Consider the following 19,705-nt stretch of genomic DNA (forward strand, 5'->3'; position numbering starts at 1 on the left):
CCATGACCTCCACCCCGTACACCGTCAACGACGTCATGACGAAGACCGTCGTCACCGTCACCGCCGCCGCCGAATTCAAGGAGATCGCCACCGCGATGGAGCGCTGGAAGGTCACCGCGGTCCCGGTCATCGAAGGCGAAGGCCATGTCGTCGGCGTCGTCTCCGAAGCCGACCTCCTCACCAAGGAGGAGTTCCACGAACACGGACCGAGCCTCATCGAGCAGATGCGCCGCCTCGGCGACACCGCGAAGGCCGGATCGGTCCGCGCCGAGCAGTTGATGACCACACCCGCCGTCACGATCCGCCCCGACGCCACGCTCCCCCAGGCCGCCCGCCTGATGGCCGACCGCCACATCAAACGGCTTCCAGTCGTCGACGCCGACGGCACCCTCCTCGGCATCGTCAGCCGCGCCGACCTCCTGAAGGTCTTCCTCCGCGCCGACGACGACCTGGCCGCCGAGGTCCGCCGCGAGGTCGTCGACCGTCTCTTCCCCCTCTCGCACCGTGACATCACGGTCGACGTCACGCACGGGATCGTCACCCTGTCGGGAAGGACCCGCGACCCGCACCTCATCCCCGTGGCCACGCGCCTCGCCCGGGCCGTCGAAGGTGTGGTCGGCGTGCACTGCCGGCTCGAAGGCCCCGCCTCTGCGTAAGCGCCATGTCAGCCTTACGGGGCCAGGTCCCGCTTCATCAGCAACGCGTGGCCGAGAACGAGCCCCACGACTCCGACCCCGACCAGAACTCCCAGCTGCGGCCACAGCACATGTCCCTGTGCCAGTGCGTCACCCGGTGTGTAGTAGTGGAAGGGGCTGATGAACCGCAGGGGCGCCGCCTTCGACCAAGCCAGCGCGATGAAGTTCACCGCGAAGCCGACTGCCCCGATGGCGATCGTCGCACCGATCACCTGCGCGCGTCGGCTCCCCCAGGCCGACACGGCCAGGGCCGGTCCGGCCAGGCACAGCGCGAAGCCGCACCCCATCAGCCCCGCCGCGAAGACACCGCTCAACGGCACGTCCCGGTGGATGTCCGGGGACAACCAGACGCCCGCCGCCACCGTCAACGTCGCTGAGGTGTTGAGGGCGAGGGCGGCGATCACCACGGCGGCGGTCCGCTCGGCGAGGAGCCGGTTGCGGCTCACGGGGCGCACCACGATGAGCTCGATCGTCCCGGATTCCACGTCGGCCGCCACCGCGGCCGCGGCCAGCGCCCCGATAGCGGTCAGCTGCATGGCGATCCAGAAGGGATGCACCAATCCGGCCCCGAGCAGCCCCGGGTAGCTGGCGATCGATACGTCTCCGCCCGAGCCGCTGAACGCACGGTACGCCGACGGAGGGCCCTTCCCGCCCGCAGAGAAGAGCTGCCCGGGCGCGATCGTGTTCGCCACCACCACGATCAGGGCCTCGAAGGCGACCATCCCCACCATGAGGGCCACCAGCATCCGCCGACGCCGGTGCAGTGCCAGCCACAGGAGGGGCCACCGCGTCTTCACGGCGCGGCCTCCTCCGCCTTGCCGTTGCGGTACAGATCCAGGAACGCCTCGTCCAGACCCGCCTCCTCCACGATGACGTCGGCCACCCCCAAGGCCAGCAGCTCACGCAGTGCTTCCACCACCTCGCTCGGGGGTACGAGGAGCTCCACCCGGTCGCCCTCCCAGCGGGGCGCCCACTGTTCCGCGCGCCCCAAAGGGCGCATCCCCTTCCCGTCAGCGAAGGCCAGACGAATCCGCCGCGCCCGCGCCTCCCGGAGGGCGGCCACGCTCTCCACGGTTACCAGGCGCCCTTCCCGGACGATCGCCACGCGTCCGCAGGCCCGCTGCACCTCCGGCAGCACGTGGCTGGACAACAGCACCGTGCGGCCGTCGGCCGCTGCCTGCTCCATCAAGTCGAAGAACGTTTCCTGGACCAGAGGGTCCAGCCCCTCGGTCGGCTCGTCCAGGACCACCAGCTGGGGATCGTGCTGCAGCGCTTGCACCAGGCCCAATTTCTGCTTCATGCCGCGCGAGTACCCGCCCACCGTGCGCCGCAGGACCGCGGGCGTCAGCCCCAGCCGCTCGCACAGCTCAGCTCGCCTCGTGCAGGGCCGGCCTTGGAGTGAACACAGGAGGTCGAGGGTCTGCGCCCCGGTGAGCTCCGGGTACAGCCGCAGCTCACCCGGGAGATAGCCGAGTTCCCGAGCCACCCGGCGGTGATCGGCGAGCGGGTCCATCCCCAGCACCCGGACGTGTCCGGCGGTTGGGCGCAGCAAACCCGTCAGGCACCTGAGCGTGGTGGTCTTGCCCGCCCCGTTGGGCCCGAGGAAGCCGAACACCTCGCCCCGACCGATGCCGAGCGTGAGTTCCTCCACCCCGACCACGGCCCCGTATCGCTTGGTCAGTCCCCTGAGCTCAATCGCATCCATGGCACCCACCCCACCAGTCTGTGCCCTGGCCCAGGCCGACGCGCAGCGAGCAGGGAGCCTCCCTGGGACAGCGCGGCACCCGAAGACACCCGTGCCGTTCTGCGCCACGGCTCGGGTGTCACGCGGGCCTCCGCCGGGCGCAGCGCATGGCCCGGACTCCGGCGGAGGTCGCATACGGGGCCGTGCTCCAAGAGTCCGCCCAACGGGTCGACCGCACGTCGGCCTGCGGTTGTCACCACCTGACACCTGGTCGCATGTCGGCCTGCGCATCGTCTGCCGTCTCTACGAGATGAGCGGATGCGCTGCACGACGGAGCCGACGTAGCCGCTTCAGTCGGACGGCAGCCGGCGGACGCGAGCGCCGAACACACGCCACCGCCGCTCATTGTCGCGCACAAGCGTTGCCGATTCCGCGAGGAGGTCCGCCGCCCGGTCGAGCAGCTCGGACGCCGAGAAGAGGTATGCAGGGGCGTTCCGCTGGGACCCCAGGTCAGCTCGCAGCGCCGCGGGAGAGAACTTGACCCGATCCAACAAGTCAATGGAGCGGCGCAGCAGATGGGCAACCAGCGCCAGCAACCCCGCCGACTGCCAGTCGTTGGCGACGATGCGGTGCCGCTCCCCGAGCAGATCGGCAAGCACTGGATAGGCAGCCAAGAGGCCGACGGCCTCCCATGCCTGCTCCATCGCGTGCGCCAGCCAGATTCCGGTCTGCTCACTGTCTTCCGCGATTTCCCTGACATCCCGCTTCAGCCGCTGAAGCTCGACGGGCTCGTCCGCCCCTTCCATGAAGAGGATCCCCGACTCCGCGACAAGTCCGGGGGCATTCAGATCCTCCGCACCTGCGAACGGATTCCGTGCCGACTCACCGACGTCGGTCACACTCCATCTGTCCGCCAGCGACTTCAGCGCCCGGGACCGCGCCTGAAGCTCGCCCGCCTGCCGCAGCGGAGCCTGTGCGTAGAACTGCTCGTGTTCGCGATGGAACCGGGCTAAGCGTTGTCCCGTAAGTACTGGTCACGGGTGAGATGATCTTGCTGTGTCTGGTGTGATCACGGCGTCGGAGCCGTCCTGGATAGCCCCGTTCGCCGGGCTGAGCCCGCGGCAGTTCAGCAAGCTGATCACCGCGCTGCGGCGCGAGGGAGCCGACCCGGTCCGCAAGGGCCGACCCTGGAGCCTGCCACTGGAGGACCGGGTCCTGCTGGTCGCCGCGTACTGGCGCACCAACCTCACCCTGCGCCAACTCGCCCCGCTGTTCGGGGTGTCGAAGTCCGCGGCCGACCGGATCGTCGACCACCTCGGCCCGGCGCTCGCGCTCCAGCCCCGCAAGCGGTTCCGCAAGGACACCGTGCTGATCGTCGACGGCACCCTGGTCCCCACCCGGGACCACACCATCGCCGAGCAGTCGAAGAACTACCGGTACTCCACCAACCACCAGGTCGTCATCGACGCCGACACCCGGCTCGTCGTCGCGGTCGGCCGGCCACTGCCCGGCAACCGCAACGACTGCAAGGCATGGGAGCTGTCCGGAGCGAAAGACGCCGTCGGCAAGGCCACGGTGATCGCGGACGGCGGCTACCGAGGCACCGGCCTGGTCATCCCCCACCGCCGCGAACCCGGCCAGAGCGAACTCCCGGGCTGGAAAGAGGAACACAACCGCTCGCACCGCAAGGTCCGAGCCCGCGTCGAGCACGCCTTCGCCCGCATGAAGACCTGGAAGATCCTCCGCGACTGCCGCCTGAAAGGCGACGGGGTCCATCACGCCATGCTCGGCATCGCTCGCCTCCACAACCTCACGCTCGCTGGTTGACCAGGAAACGACGCTGGTCAACCAGCATGCCGTAGATCATTTACGGGACAACGCTTAGGTTGACGATCACCTGCAACAACGGTTCAGGAGGGATGGACGTCGTCTGCTCCTCGGGCATGCGAGAAGTGTCCGCCCGGAGCGGCGCCCACCGGTTGACAACACGCCCCCCTCATCGCGGACCGAGACCAGCGAGGCCACCACCGCAGTCGCCGAATCTCCCCCTGCCGGTGCAGAGCCAACCGCAGCGGAGCCCATCGGCCCCCGGCGTCGCAGCAGCCGTCGCGGCTCCCTCACCAGGAGCGCAGGCCGCTGTCGGCGTCGGCTGAAAAGTGGACCAGTTTGGCCGGTTGAAAAGTGACCCGCTGGTGTCGGTTCAGTCGTTGTCGTTGACGGTGGGAACGCGGCCGAGTTCTCGTCCTTTCATGCGGTAGGAGTCTCCCTTGAGGGAGTGGACCTCGGCGTGGTGGACGAGGCGGTCGATCATGGCGGCGGCGACAGTCTCGTCGCCGAAGACTTCTCCCCAGCGTCCGAAGGGCTTGTTGCTGGTGACGATCACGGACGCGCGTTCGTATCTGTTCGAGACGAGCTGGAAGAACAGATTCGCGGCTTCGGCCTCGAAGGGGATGTATCCCACCTCGTCCACCACGATCAGCGGATAGCGTCCGAGTCGGGTGAGTTCGTCGGCCAGGCGGCCGGTGTGGTGGGCATCGGCCAGGCGGTCGACCCACTCGGCCGCGGTGGCGAACGCGACGCGGTGACCGGCCTGGCAGGCCCGGACCGCAAGTCCGGTGGCCAGGTGGGTCTTGCCGGTGCCGGGCGGGCCGAGGAAGACGACGTTCTCCTTGCCCGCGATGAAGTCCAGCGTGCCCAGATGCGCCAGCTGCTGGCGCGTCAGGCCGCGCAGGTGGGTGACATCGAGTTCCTCCAGGGTCTTGACCGCGGGGAAACGCGCCGCCCGTACTCTCGCTTCGCCGCCGTGGGATTCCCGGGCGGATACCTCCCGCTGGAGGCAGGCGACGAGGTATTCGGTGTGGGTCCAGGATTCCTTGCGGGCCCGTTCCTCCAGTCGGCCCGCGGCATCCAAGAGTGCGGGGGCTTTCATCGCGCGGGCGAGGAAGGCCAGGTCGGAGGCGGTCTGCTGCCCGGTCCGCCGGTTCACTCCAGCCGAAGCGGCGGTGGTGTCCTCGGTGGTGTCGGCGATGGTGGTGCGGGGCATGTCAGATCACCTCTCTTCCACCGTCGATCACGGTGAACAGACGGTCGTAGGTGCCAAGCTCGCGTTGTTCGACTTCGACCAGCGGGCCGGAATCGACGGACCGGATGTGACCGGTGGGCCGCTGGTGGTGGTGTTCTCGGCGCATGATCCGGCCGGTTTCGGCGTGCTGGGGGTCGGTGATGGTCTGGTGGCGGGCCCAGCAGCGGGTGTGTTCTGCGACGATCTCCCCGCCCGCGGCCAGGACGATCACCTTTTCGTTGTCGGACAGGACGGTGACCTGGTGGCCGATCGCGGCCGGGTCGACGGAGTAGTCGCAGGTGTCGACGCGGACGTAGTGGTCGCGGCCGAGGCGGACCTGGAACCGCCACCAGGTCGGCGGGTCGGCGGCCGGGAGGGTCAGCATCTGGGCCCGGTCGGCTTCCCATCGGTCGGCCGGGCGGGCGCCGAGGGTGCGGTGGATCCTGCGGTTGGCGACCTTCAGCCAGGCCGTCAGCTGGCTGTTGAAATCGTCCGGGCCGCTGAAGTGGCGGCCGGGCAGGAACGAGGTCTCCAGGTAGCCGTTCGCCCTCTCGACCAGGCCCTTCGCTTCTGGATCGCGAGGTCGGCACAAGTAGATCTTCGTGGCGAGCAGGCCCGCGAACGCGGCGAACTCGGAGGTCGGGCGGCCGCGGCCGACGCCGGCCTCGTTGTCCCAGACCAGCGTCTTGGGCACCGCACCCCACTCGGTCAGCAGCCGCCAGTGCCCGTCGATCAGGTCCCCGGTCCGCCTCGAGGGCAGCATCCTCGCGGTGATCACCCGCGAGTAGCCGGAGACCATCACCAGCACCGGCATCCGCCCGCACTGCCCATAGCCCAGCGGAATGTCCGCCTCGGGAAACCACAGGTCGCACTGGGCCAGCTCGCCGGGCCGATAAACCGTCCGCGAGACCGGGTCGACCGGAACATAGGCCGGCCGGAGCTCGCGCACCCGGTCTTTGAGGATCGTCATCCCGCGGTCCCAGCCGATCCGCTCCGCGATCACCGTCGCCGGCATCGTCGGGGTCTCCCGCAGAAGCTCACGGATCTGCACCTCGACCGCGTCGACCGCCGAGCCCTTCACCGCACGCTCGTACTTCGGTGGCCGGTCCGTGGCCAGAGCCCGCTTGACCGTGTTCCTCGAGATCCCCAGATGCCGGGCGATTGCCCGGATCGGCATCCGCTCGGCCCGATGCAGCCGGCGGATCTCTGCCCAGTCCTCCACGAGGATCACCCTTCCCTCCTGACCTTGATCACCAAGGTCAGAGTCAGATGAAGATCACCAAGTGGGTCACTTTTGATACGCCGTCAGAGGGTCCGAGTTCAGCCGTCGCCGACAGCCGCTCTACGGGCGGAGCCGAACCCATCCGGGAGGCGAACCGGGCATGGCACACCCCGTTGAGCACCACACGACGGGCAAAGAGCGCAGCACGTCGGTGCTGGATGTACGGGGCCTGGTGTGCGACACCCGGCAGAGCACGGCTGCGGCTGTAACCCGAACGCCGGGCCGGGTGCGCTCTCAATCACGGGCTGCTGAACTTCCGGTCTGAGGCCGTGATGCGGCAGGGTTCCGGCCTGCCGTGCTTTCGCGGTACGGCGGTTCAGCCGGAGATCTGCTTGCGGCCGGACTCGCCGCCGATGGCGATCTTCCGCGGCTTGGCGCGCTCGGCGATCGGGATGCGCAGGGTCAGGACACCCGCGTCGTAGTCGGCTTCGATGTGCTCGGTGTCGAGGGTGTCGGCCAGCATGACCTGGCGGGAGAAGACACCCAGGGGCCGCTCTGAAAGCTCCATCTGCACGCTGTCACCGCTCGCCGCGGGCCTGCGCTCGGCCTTCACGGTCAGCATGTTCCGCTCGACGTCGATGTCGATCGCCTCTGTGTTCACGCCGGGGAGGTCGAAGGCGATCACGTACGCGTCGCCCTCGCGGTAGGCGTCCATCGGCATCACGGTCGGCTTGGACCAGGTCCCGGTCGTACCGGACAGCTGCTGGAAGATCCGGTCCATCTCGCGGAACGGGTCGGTGCGCATCAGCATCGCGAAACACCTCCAGTTGGTTCAGGCAGGAACTGCCCATGCGCTTCAACGCGCTCCCGTTGTAGCATGTCATCGGAACGATGACAAGCAAGGAGTCATCTGGAGGATGACATGCGACGGAGAGTGCCATGAACGAGGCCGTCGAGCCGCCGGCACCGGTTCCCTTCCTCGCCGCGGCCGCGGCGCTGGAGGCCATCGACCGGGCCCTCAAGGACGCGCAGGGATCAAACGCGGGATCACCGAGGACTACGACAGCAGCGTCCGAGCCGGACTCGGGCCCACACCCGGCCCTGGCCGCGCTGCTGATGCTGCGCGAGATTCGCGAGCAGCTCTCCGGCTGGGAGAGCGGCCTGATCGAAACCGCCCGCGGCCGGGGGGCCAGCTGGGCCGACCTCGCCGGCCCCCTCGGCGTCGCCAGCCGACAGGCCGCCGAACGGCGCTACCTGCGCCTGCGGCCCGGCAGGGACGGCAGCACCGGCGAGGAACGCGTCCAGGCCACCCGCGACACCCGCGCGGCAGAGCGCAGCGTGAACGCCTGGGCCCGCGACAACGCGGCCGACCTGCGCCGCCTCGCCGGCCAGATCACCGCACTCACCAGCCTTCCGGGCGGCGCCGAGACTGCCATCGGAGACCTGAACCTGGCCCTCGCCGACAACGACGCCGCCCGCCTCGTTCGCCCCCTGACCGACACCCGGCCCCATCTGAGACCCGAGGACGTCGCCCTCGCCGAACGCCTCGACGCCCTCACCCGCCACACCGACCAGCTCCGCCAGGACGCCCACGACCAGCGCAGCACGTGACCCGCACCCCGAGCCACCTCACCAGCCGACGTGCGCGGCAGCCGGCGAGCGTCGAGCCCCGGGCTGCCGTCTTCTCGGCCATTTCGTTTCGGTGTCGCATTCCGGCGCCGGACATGACAGGGCTCGGCCGGGTGGCTACCTCCCGGCCGAGCCCTGCGTGCGTGGGGTCCAGCGTGGCTCAGAAGTGTTCCTCCGGCAGGTCGCGCTTGTCTCGGAGCTGCTCTTCCTCGCGGCGGTGCTCGCGTTCCGGGTCCTCACCGCGCTTCCTCCGGGAGGACTGGGCGGTCCCAGGATGGACCGGGTCCCGGCCGGGGCGGCGCATGGCTTCCGTCTACTCGCGCCCCTGGCCGGGTTTCCGGCGCTTGTCGTGCATACCGACCATGACCCTGCGGCTCCTCAATGCCTGGGATTTCCTCCTCGTCCACGCTCACACGCACTGTCACCGATCGCATCATTTCAATGGCAGATCGTGGCGGACGGGTGATGCCCGCAGAGAAGCGGCACGCGTCGAGAGGCGCAGGGCTGGGCGGGCCCCGAGGATGAATGCGGCCCCTTATCCCCGCTGTGAGGAGTTCCTTCCATGCTGGAGCGAAAGCCGCGCAAGAACCGCACCGAGGTCACTTTCGTCCTGCCCGCCGATTCCCCGCCCGGCCCGGTCAGCGTGGTCGGCGACTTCAACGACTGGCAGCCCGGCGCCCATACGCTGGCGCCGCGCCGTGACGGCACCCGGGCCGTGACCGTTGCCCTGCCCGAAGGCAGTGAGCACTCCTTCCGCTACCTGGCCGCCGGTGACTACTGGTTCGACGAAGAGGGCGCCGACGGCCACGACGGCATCAACAGCCGCCTGCACACCTGAACGGCCCAGCGGATGTGACCGGCGGCCGCGGGTTCGCGTCGGAGGTACCGGCGCGTGTCCCGGCCCCGCCATCTGGGGCCGGATCCGTGTGACGGCCCTGCCTACCGTGCCCGGCAGCAAGGGCCGTCGTTCGCGTTCAGGTCCCCGCAGGCAGTCCGACCTCAGGCAAGGGCAGGCCGCGCCTGCGCGACGCTCAAGATCATGCATCCAGGACCGACAGGAGCCTGCCGTGGAATCTCCCCACGGTCCATGGCCGACCCTGGCCAGGCATGCGCGGTCAAGTCGGCTCATCGACGTGCGCTCATCCGGCTGCGTGAGCCGGCACCTCGTCCGTTCCACGGTGAACCGCGGGGGTGAGCGGCCACGGCGCGAAGGGGACAGGTCCCCTGGTGCGCACGGCCTCCACCGCGCACTGGTGTACCGAGCGAGCCTCCTCGGCGGACGGGCAGGGCACTGGACTGCCGACCATCGTGCACCACTTCGACGCGCCCGCGTACTGGACGGCAACATGTGCCTGCCCTGCGTCCCAGCTGGTGCGGACCGTCAATTCCCCGGTGAGGGATCCCGCTTCGGCGGTGAGCACCCCGCCGGAGCCGGTGAACACCCCTGGGGTGGTCCATGTTGTGGATGCCATGTCAGATCACCTCGGAACAGGTCGGTCTGTCCTCATGCCATGGTCCGCCGCCGGGGCGGAGCAGCACAGGGCCATGCGGTCCCACAACGGGGGTCCGCTCGGCCCTCGCCGACTCCGACACCCCGTCCTACGGTCAACCACATGGATCCAGTGGGAAGGAGCTGGACGATGAACGTGTCCGCTTACATGTCCGCCCCCGCCGTGTCCGTCAACGCCACCACGACGATCGGGGAGGCGGCCCGATGCATGGACCTCCACGGCGTCGGCTGCTTGGTCGTGACGGAGGGAACAGTATTGCGCGGCATTGTCACCGACCGTGACATCGCAGTGCGCGCCGTGGCCGGAGAGTTCGACCGCGATGATCCTGTGGGAGCGGTCATGACCGCTCCGGCTGTCACCGTCGATGCCGCCCAGGACATCCACGCGGCGTACCGGACGTTCCGCAACAGCGGCGTCCGGCGCCTCCCTGTCCTGGACGGGCATCGAGTCGTGGGCATGCTGACCGTGGACGACCTGCTCATGGACGTCTTCCGCAGGGTGGCGGACCTGCTCGGCCCGGTCGCCTGGAGCGTCCTCGAAGAGCCCCCCGGCCCCCGGGACGAGATCGGCCCGCGCGCACGAAAGGACGGAAGGAGCCCGCCCGCTTCTCGCGGATCCTGATCGGGGCAGCTACGAATTGACTGCCCGGAGCCTGAAGCCGGTGACCACGCCCGGTCTGATCCGAACGGCACCTGATGGCGGTGCGTCGGCCCAGGACTTGAGGCGCTGCGCATAGTGGTTCAGCTCGGTCGGGTCGGTGACGGCGCTGGCGTAGCCGGTGGCCACCACGCTCCAGCCCAGACGGGTGTCAGGGTCGATGGCGTCGGCCTCGTAGGCCACGACGACGTCCGGACTGTCCGGGGCCGTGAGCAGGGCCGCCAGTGTCGAGCCGTCCTGAACGCGGACGATGATGTCGCCGTCGTCAAGGAGATGGTTAACGGGGCGCACGGCAGGCAGAGCATGGCGGGTGAACACGATGCGGCCCAGTCCGACGGTTCCGAGCAGCCGGAGCGCTTCCTCGGTGCCGATCTCTTCCGTTCGCCTCCGGGGCGTAGGGCCGGCAGGAGCGACGGCGGCGCTGCCGACCGGGCGGTTCTCCATCGTTGGCACCCTCCGTCCATGGGACCGGGGCGGGGTCGTGGTGTGCTTTCCAGCGTCCCCGTTCTCGACGGCCCCGGCATGGGCCGTTCGGTCCCTGCCGGGGCCCACAGGGCCCATACCCCGGGCAGACCCACTCGCCAAGACTGGATACGGACCCGAATCAGGAGGCCGTTCATGAGCACTCCTTCTCCCATCCGCATCAATGCCGCACTGCCGGCGGACTGCCGTTCGCGCTTGATGGAGTTCGCCCGCGAGGTCAACTTCGACGAGGGGACACGCCTCTTCCGCGAGGGGGGTCGTGCGGACCGGTTCTGGATCGTCCGGTCGGGCACCGTGACCCTGGACGTGCACGTTCCCGGTCGACGCGCGGCTGTCATCGAGACCCTCGGGGCCGGGGAGCTGGTCGGCTGCTCGTGGCTGTTCAAGCCCTACACGTGGCGCCTCGGCGCCGAGGCGATGACACCGGTCCGTGCCTACGAGTTCGACGCGGTGGAGGTCCGCTCCCTGATGGATTCCGATACCGCGTTCGGCTCGGCCCTGGGCCATTGGGTCGGGCAGGTCCTCGCCCACCGGCTACAAGCCGCTCGGATCCGCCTGCTCGACCTGTACGCGCCCTACGGCAGCGGCAGTTTCCTCTGACCCGCGCCCACAAGGGTCGGCCTCCCACCTGCCGGTGGTTGTCACGCCGTCGGCAAACTCAGCGTCACCACTCAACACGGGTCCCCGACCCGCCGGTAGGCGGCGGGCTGATCTTCATGCTTCCACCGAGCCTTTCGGCCCGTTCCGCGAGATTCCGCAGACCGCTGCGTCGGCCGCCTTCGGGAAGGCCGACGCCATTGCCGGTCACCGGGTGTGAGACTGGTGAGTTCGCATGTTCCCCATCCTCCTCACCGACCCCGGCCCGGACGCCCGCCGCGCCATCCACGTCCGCGCCCGAGCGCTGACCATCTGGCTCGGAGACCTGCTCATCACCCCCACCACCGCACCCCGCTCGAACGCTGCCTCTCCCAGGACGGGTGACCGCCGGCCGCGGCCCGGCCGGCAGCCCCCGCCGGATCTCAGATCTCGCCCTCGTCGTCCTCGACGACGTCCGGGTCATGGAAGGGCAGCAGGCCCTGGCCGGGACCGCTGGATCACTGTGGTACGACCCGTGTCGGACCAGCGTACGTGGTAGGGCGGGGTGCCGTCTTCATGGTGCAGGGCGATGACTTCGCCGTCGCGACCTGGCCTTCCGGCGGTGGGGCCGCCCACGACGATCTGGTCGCCCACCTCGGCGTTCACGCCGGTTCCCGGTACGTACGTCTTCATGATCATGCCTTTCTGTGGAACGCTCCCCGGAGGATCCGGGCGGCGATGAACGCTCCGAGACCGGCCGCTGCGGCGAGCCCCGTACCGGACCAGCCCACGGGCTCGGTGTCCAGCAGGGACTGGAGTGCGGGCACGTACAGGGCGGCCGTCGCCAGGAGTGCGGAGACCGCCACGGAGGCGGGGAGGAAGAGGTTCTGCCTGGTGAGCAGTCGGGCGCGCAGGCCCAGGGCCACGCCGAGCTGGGCCGCGAGCAGGGCCAGGAAGAGCACGCTCTGCCAGGGCAGGTCCATGGCACGTGCGACGATGCCGGCGGCCAGGCTCAAGGTCGTCACAACTACGGCGAGTACCAGGAGGCGTTGCCACACGCCCGCGGCCAGGATGTGCTGTCCGGGCGGGCGCGGTGGGCGTCGCATGGCCTGCGGAGTGACGGGTTCGGCGCCCATGGCCACGCCCGTCAGCCCGTGGGTGAGGAGGTTGATCCACAGGATCTGTCCTGCCCGCAGGGGCAACGCCAGGCCGAGCACCGGGCCTGCCAGCATCACCAGGATCTCGGCGGCTCCGCCCGCCATGGCGTAGACGAGGAAGCGCCGGATGTTGTCGTAGACGCGGCGGCCTTCCTCTACGGCCTTCACCACGGTGGACAGCTCGTCGTCGGTGAGCACGAGGTCCGCCGCCTGGCGGGCGACCTCGGTTCCGCGGGCGCCCATGGCCACACCGATGTCCGCCTGGTGGAGGGCGGGGCCGTCGTTGACGCCGTCCCCGGTCATGGCCGTTACGGCGCCCCGGGCGCGCCATGCGCGGACGATGTCCAGCTTCTGCTGCGGGTCGGTCCGGGCGAAGACACGGATCCGGGTCAGGTCGGTGTCCGGGGCCGCGGCCAGTTCCGGCCCGGTGAGGACCTCACTGGCGGATCCGTCCTCGACGAGGCCGGTACGCACGGCGATGGCTTGGGCCGTCGCCGGATGGTCGCCGGTGATCAGGACGGGGGTGATGCCCGCCGCGCGGCATGCTTCCAGGGTCGTGGCGGCCGACGCTTTGGGCGGGTCACTGATGGCGACGAGGCCCAGGAGGCTCAGTCCGTGCTCGGCCTCGGGAGCCGGCCGGTCCCACACGAGTCGCTCGGTTCCTGCCACGGCCAGGACCCGAAAGCCTTGCGCGGCCAGAAGAGCGGCCTGACGGCGGGCCCCGTCCAGAAGCTCCTGCGGTGCGGCAAGCACCTCGGCGGTCAGTACCGCCTCCGGCGCGCCCTTGAGGCATACCAGGACGTTTCCGTCCGGAAGATGGTGCAGTGTGGTCATACGCTTGCGGAGGCTGTCGAAGGGAGCTTCCGCGAACCGGGGACAGTCCCGGTGCAGGGCGGCCTGGTCCGGGCAACCCGCTCTCGCGGCTGCCGCCAGCAGCGCGGCCTCCATCGGATCGCCCACAGCCGTCCACATGTCCGAGCCCTTTCCGGGGGGCCGCAGGCCGGCGTCGTTGCACAGGGCCGCCGTCGTGAGCAGTTCCTGCAGTGGCCGGAGCTGGTCTACCGCCAGGGGCTGCCCTTCTCGGGTCAGGCTTCCCAGCGGCTCGTAGCCGCTGCCGGTCACATCTGCGGTGCCGGAGGGCGTCCACAGGTGCTGGACCACCATGCGCCCCTCGGTAAGGGTGCCCGTCTTGTCCGTGGCCAGGATGCTCACGGAGCCAAGGGTTTCCACGGCTGGCAGACGGCGGACCAGGGCGTTGCGGGCTGCCATCCGGCGCGCTCCGAGCGCGAGGGCGAGGGTGACCACGGCGGGGAGGGACTCCGGCACTGCGGCGACAGCCAGGCTGATGGAGGTCACGGCCATCGTGCTCCACGGGAGGCCGCGTGCCAGGCCCAGGGCGAAGAACAGCACGCACAGGGCGATGGTGACGGCCGCCAGGATCCGGCCCAGTGATGCGAGGCGACGCTGGAGCGGGGTGAGGTCCCGGCCCGTGTCGAGGAGCGCCGCGATTCGCCCGAGGGCACTCGCCGGCCCCGTGGCGGTCGCGGTAGCGGACCCTCGGCCACGCACGACGACGGTGCCTGCGCTGACCGTGTCGTCCGCCGTCTTGTCCACGGGTTCGGATTCGCCCGTGAGCATGGATTCGTCCACCAGGAGTGCGGATGCCTCGGTCAGGTCGGCGTCTGCGGCGACGATGTCCCCCTCCCCCAGCAGCAGGACGTCGCCCGGCACCACCAGTGCCGCCGGAACCTCGTGCGGGGTGCCCTCGCGCAGCACTCTCGCGTGCGGGGCGGAGAGGGCGGAGAGCGCGGCGACAGCGCGGTCCGCCCGGACTTCCTGCGCCACTCCCACGGTCGTGTTGAAGACGACCACCAGGCCGATGACGACGGCGTCCGGGTGGTCCCCGATCGCTATGGTCAGCACCATGGCCCCGAGGAGCACCATGATCAACGGGTCGCGGAGTTGGGCCAGCACCCGTCGGTGCAGCGGCGTGGACCGTGGGGGTGCGACTTCGTTCCTGCCGTACCGGGCCAGGCGGCGCTTGGCTTCGGCCTGGGTCAGCCCCGGTCCCGCCGGGAAGCCGACAGGCCGCGTGGTGGTCGTACGTATGGTCATGGCGGCGTCATTCGCTCGGCACGGTGATCACAGGGCGGTGCGCACGGTGCAGGAGGCCGTGGACGACGGAACCGAGGCGCATACCGGTGTATCCGCCGCGACCCCGGCGGCCTACCACCAGGGCCAGCGCGTGCTCTGCCGCCCGCGCCAGTTCCTCGACCGGGTGGCCCGTCATGACCTCGTGGGTGACGTGCACGTCGGGATACTTGTCCGACAGGCCTGCGGTGGCCTCGGAAAGCAATGCGCGCTGTGCCCGCAGGGCGACTTCCTCGTCGTTCGGCATGAACAGGGCTGGTTGCCACACGCAGACGACCCGGAGCGCCGCTCCGCGCAGGTCTGCCTCGTCGAAGGCGAATGCCAGCGCGGCCGTGGCTGATGCGCTTCCGTCGAGGCCGACGACCACGTAGGGCGGCTGCTGGCTGATGTGCTCCCCCTCGCCCACGACGACGACCGGGCAACTGGCCTGGGCGCTGACGGGGACCACGATGGAGCCCGCGCTGAAGAACTCCGCGGTGCGGCTCAGGTGTCGCGAGCCGAGCACGACCATGCGGGCCTCCTTGGCCATCCTGCCCAGCGCAGGGGCGGGGAACCCGTGGAGCAGGTCGCCGGTGACGTCCACCTCCGGGTGACGGGCGTGTACCCAGTTGCGGGCCTGCTCGAGTCTGTCGGCTCCCGCCCGTCGCAGGGCCATGTGGCCGGGGGTGTCGTCGACGTGGTGGGTGTCGTGCTGCGGCGCCACCACGAGCACCAGGCGCAAGGGAAGCCGACGGCGGTGCGCCTCGTCGGCGGCCCAGGCCAGGGGCAGATGCCAGTCCCTGGCCGGGTCGATCCCGACGACGATGTCGTGCCCCTTGCGGCCTGTCATGACCTGCTCCCGAAGTCGCTGCCCATCCGGGGAATGAGGAGGACGGGGCAGTGCGCGTGGTGCAGGACGCTATGCGTGGCCCTGCCCAGACTGCGGGTGATCCCGAGGGCGCCGGGGACCCGGCGGCCGCCCATGACGAGCAGGTCGGCGTGACGGGAGGCCTCAACCAGAACGCCGGCCACGGAGATGCTCTTCTCGGCGTCGGCCCGCACCTCGAGGTCGGGGAACTCGTCGCGGACCGCGTCAGTGACGGCACGCAGGGCCTCCGCGTGCCTCCCTGCAATCTCGTCGACGTCGTCGAGCATGCTGGCCACCAGGCCTACGGACTGCAGGATGTTCCAGACGTGCAGGAGCCGGAGCGATCCCTTGCGCAGTACGGCCTCGCACGCGGCGTAGCGGGCGTACAGGAGGTCGTGCTCGTCACGGATGGCGGCGAGGACGGTTCCGGTCTCCTCGGCCCCGTCGATGCCGCGGACGACGATGACCGGGGTCATGGCGGCGGCCGCGACGTCCAAGCCGACCGAGCCGAGCATGAGCGAGTCGAATCCGCCGACGCCGCGATTGCCCACCACGATGGTGCCGTGCAGGGCGCCGGCCCGGTGGAGGGTGCTGACGGCGTCGGCTCGGCTGAACTCCGTGCTCACGCGCAGACCGGGGTACTGGTCGGTAACGGCCGTCGCCGTTTCGTCCAGGAGTTCCCGGCCGTTGGCGCGGACCCGTTCAACGGTTTCCGCCGACAGGTAGAGGGTCCTGCCGTCGGTGTCGGCCCCGTAGACGATGTGCAGGGGGCGGTCGCGGCGTACGGCCTCTGCTGCCGCCCACATGACGGCCGTACGTGCCGCGTTCGAGCCGTCGACGCCAACAACCACTGAGCTCGCATCCGGGGTGCGGAAAGCGCTTTCCACGGTTCCTCCCAACCGATAAGCCGACGGGGGACACCACTCACGGTGGCACTGCCGACGCGCCCGGGCGAGGGCCGCCCGGGACCGCGATCGGGACCAAAGGTCCCCATCGTCCCGCGCGCCGCCGCTCCGCCCGAGGGCCATGGCCATCCCGGCCCCTGGATGGGACCGTTCAGCCCTCGCTCGTCGGCGGGCATCGGTGAAATGGTGAGAATTCTGCGAGGCCGCCGCCATGCTGGCGTCCTTCGTCATGCTCGGCCACGGTTCGAGATGCATGCCGCAGCGTCGCCAACCATGTCGTCCGTGCCCAGCTGGACCTCTCCCGGGAGCGAGGTCGACGAATCGACGGTGGCTGCGCCCACCCAAGCTGCCTGCGCGGCTCCCGGGTGCCTCGACCCAGACCTGCCCGACCAACTTCACCAGGATCTTGCCCGAATGCCGCAGCGGTCACCGGCTACCCGATGCTCCTTTAGACCTACCTGCCGAGGAACAGACCCGGCCGTGAGCCGGAGTGCAGGTGACGTCAGACTGTTTCAGTATGGGAGCCGGGTCGGGCGTGTCGCTGTCCACGGAGGTGAATACGTTGATGTCACCCGGGCGGCGCCGGGCCAGTGGGCCGGTGGAGCTGCACGAGACCTTCGGCCGCACGCACCGGTTCCCGGGTGGGCCACGGGTCCGTCACGCGCCATTCCGGCCGATTCGGGTGCCGGGCCGTATTCCCCCCTCAGGGGGTGAGGACCGAGGAGGGCCGTGCGTCCCTGGCCGACGGTCGGCTCAGGATCACCGTACGCGAAGCCCGAGCAGCCACAGCACCAGGCTGAGAACGGCCGTCGGCAGCCAGCACGAGAGGACAGCGGGCATGACAAGGCCTCATGTGATCAACGGCCAGCACGATCGTCAGGACTCGAAGCTCTCCCAGGCCGCAGCCACCCTCGGGATCGATCTCAGCGCGTGGGATAAGGCCCCGGTCTCCTCAGGCTGCCATGAGTGGGGCCGATCCCAGTACCCGGCGTGCCGGACAGGGGCCGGCGCGGCCTCCAGGGCACCGCGATGAACACGGCCGCGACGCCCGACCCCACCACAGCCAGGAGTACCGACAGCGCAACGGGATCCGGGAGTGCCACCGGGCCGTCGATCCTCACCTTGACGATGAATCCCACGGTCGATCTCTGTTGGGAGGTCGGGCACCTGGAGGGCATCGGCAAGAACCGTGCCCGGGTCAGGTCGGTGGCCGCCGGGGGTGGAGGGATCAACGTCGCCCGTCATGTCGTGCGGCTCGGAGGACGAGCCACCGCCTTCCACACCGCCGGAGGCGAGGTCGGCCTGCGCCTGAACCGGCTGCTGGACGACGAGGGCATCGACCACGTCGCCGTCGACATCGAGGACGAGACCCGCGAAGCACTCGTGCTGTTCGAGGCCGAATCACGCTGCGGCTACCACATCGTGCCACCCGGCCCGCACCTGCACGACCACGAGGGGCGACGCTCCCTGGATGCGCTGGTGCAGGCCGTCGGCGACTGCCCGTACGTCGTGGCCAGCGGCAGCCTGCCCGGCGGCCTGCCCGACGACTTCTACGCGGCCGCCGCCCGCCGTATCAAGGAAGCCGGGTCCCGACTGGTCCTGGACACCTCCGGGCCGGCGCTTCGCGGAGCACTCGCGGAGGGCGTGTTCCTGCTCAGATGCAACCGGACAGAGGCCGAAAGCCTGACCGGCCGGCCCGTACGCGACTTCGACGACGCCCGGGCCCTCAACGAGCACCTGCTCACCACAAGAGCCGCCGAGATCGCCGTCACCACCCTCGGAGAGCTGGGCGCACTGTGCTCGACCGGCCACGGCCACACCGAGCTCTACGCACCGCTGCTGCCCGGCGAGCCCCTGAGCGATGCCGGAGCGGGAGACAGCATGGTCGCCGCCCTCCTCACACAGCTCGCAGCCGGAGAAGACCCAGTCAGCGCCTGCGCGCTGGGAGTGGCCGTGGCTGCCGCAGCGATGCTCACACCCAGCACCGAACCCTTCGACCTGGACATGGCCCGAACCCTCCGCTCCCAGGTGAGGATCAGGTTCCAGACCGATCCATGACGCCAGGGCACTTGACGACGGATCACCCGTGTCGGGGCAGGCGCTGCGTTGGGCCGTGGACGAAACGCACCTGCGTGGCGGCACACTGCGAGTGGTACATGCCTGGTCGTTCCCGTACCACGGCGGCGAGATCGCTCACCTTGTCGCGGAATCCGTGCACGAGCTGCTACAGAAGGCAGCCGAGCAAACCGTCGAAATGGCCCTGGACGGTGTCCCCGACGCCGACCCGGCAGTCATCGAGTGCGCCATCGTGAAAGCGCCACCGGCGCAGGCCCTCCTGGATGCGGCTCGCGACGCCATTCTGCTGGTCGTCGGTTCGCGGGGGGCGGGGCGGCTACACAAGCCTGCTGCTGGGGTCGGTGAGCTACGAATGCGTCCTGCACGCCCCGTGCCCCGTCGTGATCGTACGTGGGTGACGCCACCCGGCTCCGCAGGACCCCGGGAGGGCGGAAGCGGTGCGCCACCAGGGAAGAAGCCCACTGTGGCCGCCGCTCCGGTCGCTGAGCCCGGCCCGCGCGTGGAGGGTGCCCACAGGGCCGGGCGGCGGGCGTAGGCGTCGTGGCCCCAATCAGCGGCGGCCTGTCTTGTCCGACGCCTTTCAGCGCTCGCTGGTGGCGATGTAGCGGCCGTGCCCGGTGTGCTCCCGGTCCCGGACGGCACCGGCGGAGGCGTCGGCCGACAGCATTCCGGTGATCTGTGCGGCTGTCGGGGTCTCGGAGCAGGTCGGCGGCCTCACTGTCTGGCACCGGCTCCTCTGACGACGGCGACCGGGCAGTGCGCATGGTGCAGAAGGGCCTGGCTGACCGATCCCAGCAGCAAGCCGGCGAATCCGCCACGGCCCCGAGCGCCGACGATGAGAAGCCCGGCGCCCCTGCTCGCCTCGATGAGAGCCTCACGGGCACCGCCCCGCACCAGTCTGTGCTCGACCGCAATGCCCGGACCCCTCTCCATCCGGCCTGCAAGCGCCTCTGCCAGCAGACGTTCCTCACCGGTGGCTTTGTTCATGAGAACGGGAACGGACAGCAGATGTTCACGACTTCGGAAGGCACCAGAGCCTACTCGGCATTCG

General features: G+C 69.9%; 22 protein-coding genes and 3 pseudogenes. 9 read left to right on the forward strand and 16 right to left on the reverse strand.

Going from position 1 to position 19,705, the window contains the following annotated elements:
- Positions 1-2: 2 nt before the first annotated feature.
- Positions 3-656, forward strand: coding sequence for a CBS domain-containing protein (locus OG207_RS05170; RefSeq protein WP_053613062.1), 654 nt, complete (start codon positions 3-5; stop codon positions 654-656).
- A gap of 14 nt (positions 657-670) precedes the next feature.
- On the opposite strand, the gene OG207_RS05175 is transcribed toward OG207_RS05170, so the two are convergent.
- The 3 genes from OG207_RS05175 to OG207_RS05185 form a co-directional block, all read right to left on the reverse strand.
- Positions 671-1,492 carry an ABC transporter permease subunit gene (locus OG207_RS05175; protein ID WP_329096311.1) on the reverse strand — a complete coding sequence of 274 codons (822 nt, stop codon included), beginning with the start codon at positions 1,490-1,492 and terminating at the stop codon, positions 671-673.
- Positions 1,489-2,400, reverse strand: a complete 912-nt coding sequence (locus OG207_RS05180; protein ID WP_328792987.1) for an ABC transporter ATP-binding protein — start codon at positions 2,398-2,400, stop codon at positions 1,489-1,491. The genes OG207_RS05175 and OG207_RS05180 overlap by 4 nt, the downstream gene beginning before the upstream one ends.
- A 329-nt stretch (positions 2,401-2,729) precedes the next feature.
- Positions 2,730-3,278 carry a hypothetical protein gene (locus OG207_RS05185; RefSeq protein ID WP_329096313.1) on the reverse strand — a complete coding sequence of 183 codons (549 nt, stop codon included), beginning with the start codon at positions 3,276-3,278 and terminating at the stop codon, positions 2,730-2,732.
- 157 nt (positions 3,279-3,435) lie between these two features.
- On the opposite strand from OG207_RS05185, the gene OG207_RS05190 reads away from it, so the two are divergent.
- On the forward strand, positions 3,436-4,206 hold the full coding sequence (locus OG207_RS05190) for a transposase (RefSeq protein ID WP_329094738.1): 771 nt from the start codon (positions 3,436-3,438) through the stop codon (positions 4,204-4,206).
- A gap of 373 nt (positions 4,207-4,579) precedes the next feature.
- Here OG207_RS05190 and istB read toward each other — a convergent pair whose 3' ends face one another.
- The 3 genes from istB to OG207_RS05205 form a co-directional block, all read right to left on the reverse strand.
- Positions 4,580-5,422, reverse strand: a complete 843-nt coding sequence (gene istB, locus OG207_RS05195; protein ID WP_329094680.1) for an IS21-like element helper ATPase IstB — start codon at positions 5,420-5,422, stop codon at positions 4,580-4,582.
- A gap of 1 nt (position 5,423) precedes the next feature.
- Positions 5,424-6,671, reverse strand: coding sequence for an IS21 family transposase (gene istA / locus OG207_RS05200; RefSeq protein ID WP_329094678.1), 1,248 nt, complete (start codon positions 6,669-6,671; stop codon positions 5,424-5,426).
- Between the two features lie 367 nt (positions 6,672-7,038).
- The gene (locus OG207_RS05205; RefSeq protein WP_329096315.1) at positions 7,039-7,473 is read right to left on the reverse strand and encodes an Hsp20/alpha crystallin family protein; all 435 of its coding nucleotides are present in this window, start codon (positions 7,471-7,473) and stop codon (positions 7,039-7,041) included.
- A gap of 128 nt (positions 7,474-7,601) precedes the next feature.
- Here OG207_RS05205 and OG207_RS05210 point away from each other — a divergent pair, with 128 nt between their 5' ends.
- A complete protein-coding gene (locus OG207_RS05210) occupies positions 7,602-8,273 on the forward strand; it encodes an HSP18 transcriptional regulator (RefSeq protein WP_329096317.1) in 672 nt (223 codons plus the stop codon).
- A gap of 178 nt (positions 8,274-8,451) precedes the next feature.
- Here the strand turns inward: OG207_RS05210 and OG207_RS05215 are convergent, their stop codons facing one another.
- Positions 8,452-8,595 carry a hypothetical protein gene (locus tag OG207_RS05215; protein WP_329096318.1) on the reverse strand — a complete coding sequence of 48 codons (144 nt, stop codon included), beginning with the start codon at positions 8,593-8,595 and terminating at the stop codon, positions 8,452-8,454.
- Positions 8,596-8,853: 258 nt separating this feature from the next.
- Between OG207_RS05215 and OG207_RS05220 the strand changes: the two genes are divergently transcribed.
- On the forward strand, positions 8,854-9,129 hold the full coding sequence (locus OG207_RS05220) for an isoamylase early set domain-containing protein (RefSeq protein ID WP_326747019.1): 276 nt from the start codon (positions 8,854-8,856) through the stop codon (positions 9,127-9,129).
- A gap of 301 nt (positions 9,130-9,430) precedes the next feature.
- Here the strand turns inward: OG207_RS05220 and OG207_RS05225 are convergent, their stop codons facing one another.
- Positions 9,431-9,763, reverse strand: coding sequence for a hypothetical protein (locus OG207_RS05225; protein WP_329096320.1), 333 nt, complete (start codon positions 9,761-9,763; stop codon positions 9,431-9,433).
- Positions 9,764-9,931: 168 nt separating this feature from the next.
- On the opposite strand from OG207_RS05225, the gene OG207_RS05230 reads away from it, so the two are divergent.
- A complete protein-coding gene (locus tag OG207_RS05230) occupies positions 9,932-10,423 on the forward strand; it encodes a CBS domain-containing protein (RefSeq protein WP_329096321.1) in 492 nt (163 codons plus the stop codon).
- Between the two features lie 9 nt (positions 10,424-10,432).
- Here the strand turns inward: OG207_RS05230 and OG207_RS05235 are convergent, their stop codons facing one another.
- A complete protein-coding gene (locus OG207_RS05235) occupies positions 10,433-10,903 on the reverse strand; it encodes a pyridoxamine 5'-phosphate oxidase family protein (protein ID WP_329096322.1) in 471 nt (156 codons plus the stop codon).
- Between the two features lie 174 nt (positions 10,904-11,077).
- Here OG207_RS05235 and OG207_RS05240 point away from each other — a divergent pair, with 174 nt between their 5' ends.
- Positions 11,078-11,542 carry a Crp/Fnr family transcriptional regulator gene (locus tag OG207_RS05240; protein ID WP_329096323.1) on the forward strand — a complete coding sequence of 155 codons (465 nt, stop codon included), beginning with the start codon at positions 11,078-11,080 and terminating at the stop codon, positions 11,540-11,542.
- Between the two features lie 64 nt (positions 11,543-11,606).
- Here OG207_RS05240 and OG207_RS43995 read toward each other — a convergent pair.
- The 5 genes and pseudogenes from OG207_RS43995 to OG207_RS05260 all read right to left on the reverse strand — a co-directional run.
- Positions 11,607-11,792: pseudogene (locus tag OG207_RS43995) on the reverse strand (hypothetical protein); the annotation flags it as partial.
- A gap of 206 nt (positions 11,793-11,998) precedes the next feature.
- A complete protein-coding gene (locus tag OG207_RS05245) occupies positions 11,999-12,211 on the reverse strand; it encodes a DUF1918 domain-containing protein (RefSeq protein ID WP_328792982.1) in 213 nt (70 codons plus the stop codon).
- A gap of 2 nt (positions 12,212-12,213) precedes the next feature.
- Complete coding sequence (locus OG207_RS05250) at positions 12,214-14,790, reverse strand: cation-translocating P-type ATPase (RefSeq protein WP_329096325.1); 2,577 nt, start codon at positions 14,788-14,790, stop codon at positions 12,214-12,216.
- A 7-nt stretch (positions 14,791-14,797) separates the two neighbouring features.
- Entirely contained in the window at positions 14,798-15,655 is an 858-nt protein-coding gene (locus OG207_RS05255; protein ID WP_329096327.1) for a universal stress protein, read from the reverse strand.
- Positions 15,652-16,560: a universal stress protein gene (locus tag OG207_RS05260; RefSeq protein WP_329096329.1), complete on the reverse strand. Its 909-nt coding sequence runs from the start codon at positions 16,558-16,560 to the stop codon at positions 15,652-15,654. The genes OG207_RS05255 and OG207_RS05260 overlap by 4 nt, the downstream gene beginning before the upstream one ends.
- A 1,140-nt stretch (positions 16,561-17,700) precedes the next feature.
- Between OG207_RS05260 and OG207_RS05265 the strand changes: the two genes are divergently transcribed.
- The 3 genes and pseudogenes from OG207_RS05265 to OG207_RS05275 all read left to right on the forward strand — a co-directional run bounded on the left by OG207_RS05265 (position 17,701) and on the right by OG207_RS05275 (position 19,052).
- Positions 17,701-18,636, forward strand: coding sequence for a 1-phosphofructokinase family hexose kinase (locus OG207_RS05265; protein ID WP_329096331.1), 936 nt, complete (start codon positions 17,701-17,703; stop codon positions 18,634-18,636).
- A 55-nt stretch (positions 18,637-18,691) separates the two neighbouring features.
- Positions 18,692-18,898, forward strand: a pseudogene (locus OG207_RS05270) (hypothetical protein); the annotation flags it as partial.
- Between the two features lie 19 nt (positions 18,899-18,917).
- On the forward strand, positions 18,918-19,052 hold the full coding sequence (locus OG207_RS05275; RefSeq protein ID WP_329096333.1) for a universal stress protein: 135 nt from the start codon (positions 18,918-18,920) through the stop codon (positions 19,050-19,052).
- Between the two features lie 182 nt (positions 19,053-19,234).
- On the opposite strand, the gene OG207_RS05280 is transcribed toward OG207_RS05275, so the two are convergent.
- Together OG207_RS05280 and OG207_RS05285 are read right to left on the reverse strand one after the other, a co-directional pair.
- Entirely contained in the window at positions 19,235-19,372 is a 138-nt protein-coding gene (locus OG207_RS05280) for a hypothetical protein (RefSeq protein WP_329096335.1), read from the reverse strand.
- Positions 19,369-19,632, reverse strand: a pseudogene (locus OG207_RS05285) (universal stress protein); the annotation flags it as partial. The gene OG207_RS05280 and the pseudogene OG207_RS05285, both read right to left, overlap by 4 nt.
- Positions 19,633-19,705 lie beyond the last annotated feature (73 nt).

Origin of the sequence: Streptomyces sp. NBC_01439, assembly GCF_036227605.1 — a bacterium.
Classification (GTDB): domain Bacteria; phylum Actinomycetota; class Actinomycetes; order Streptomycetales; family Streptomycetaceae; genus Streptomyces.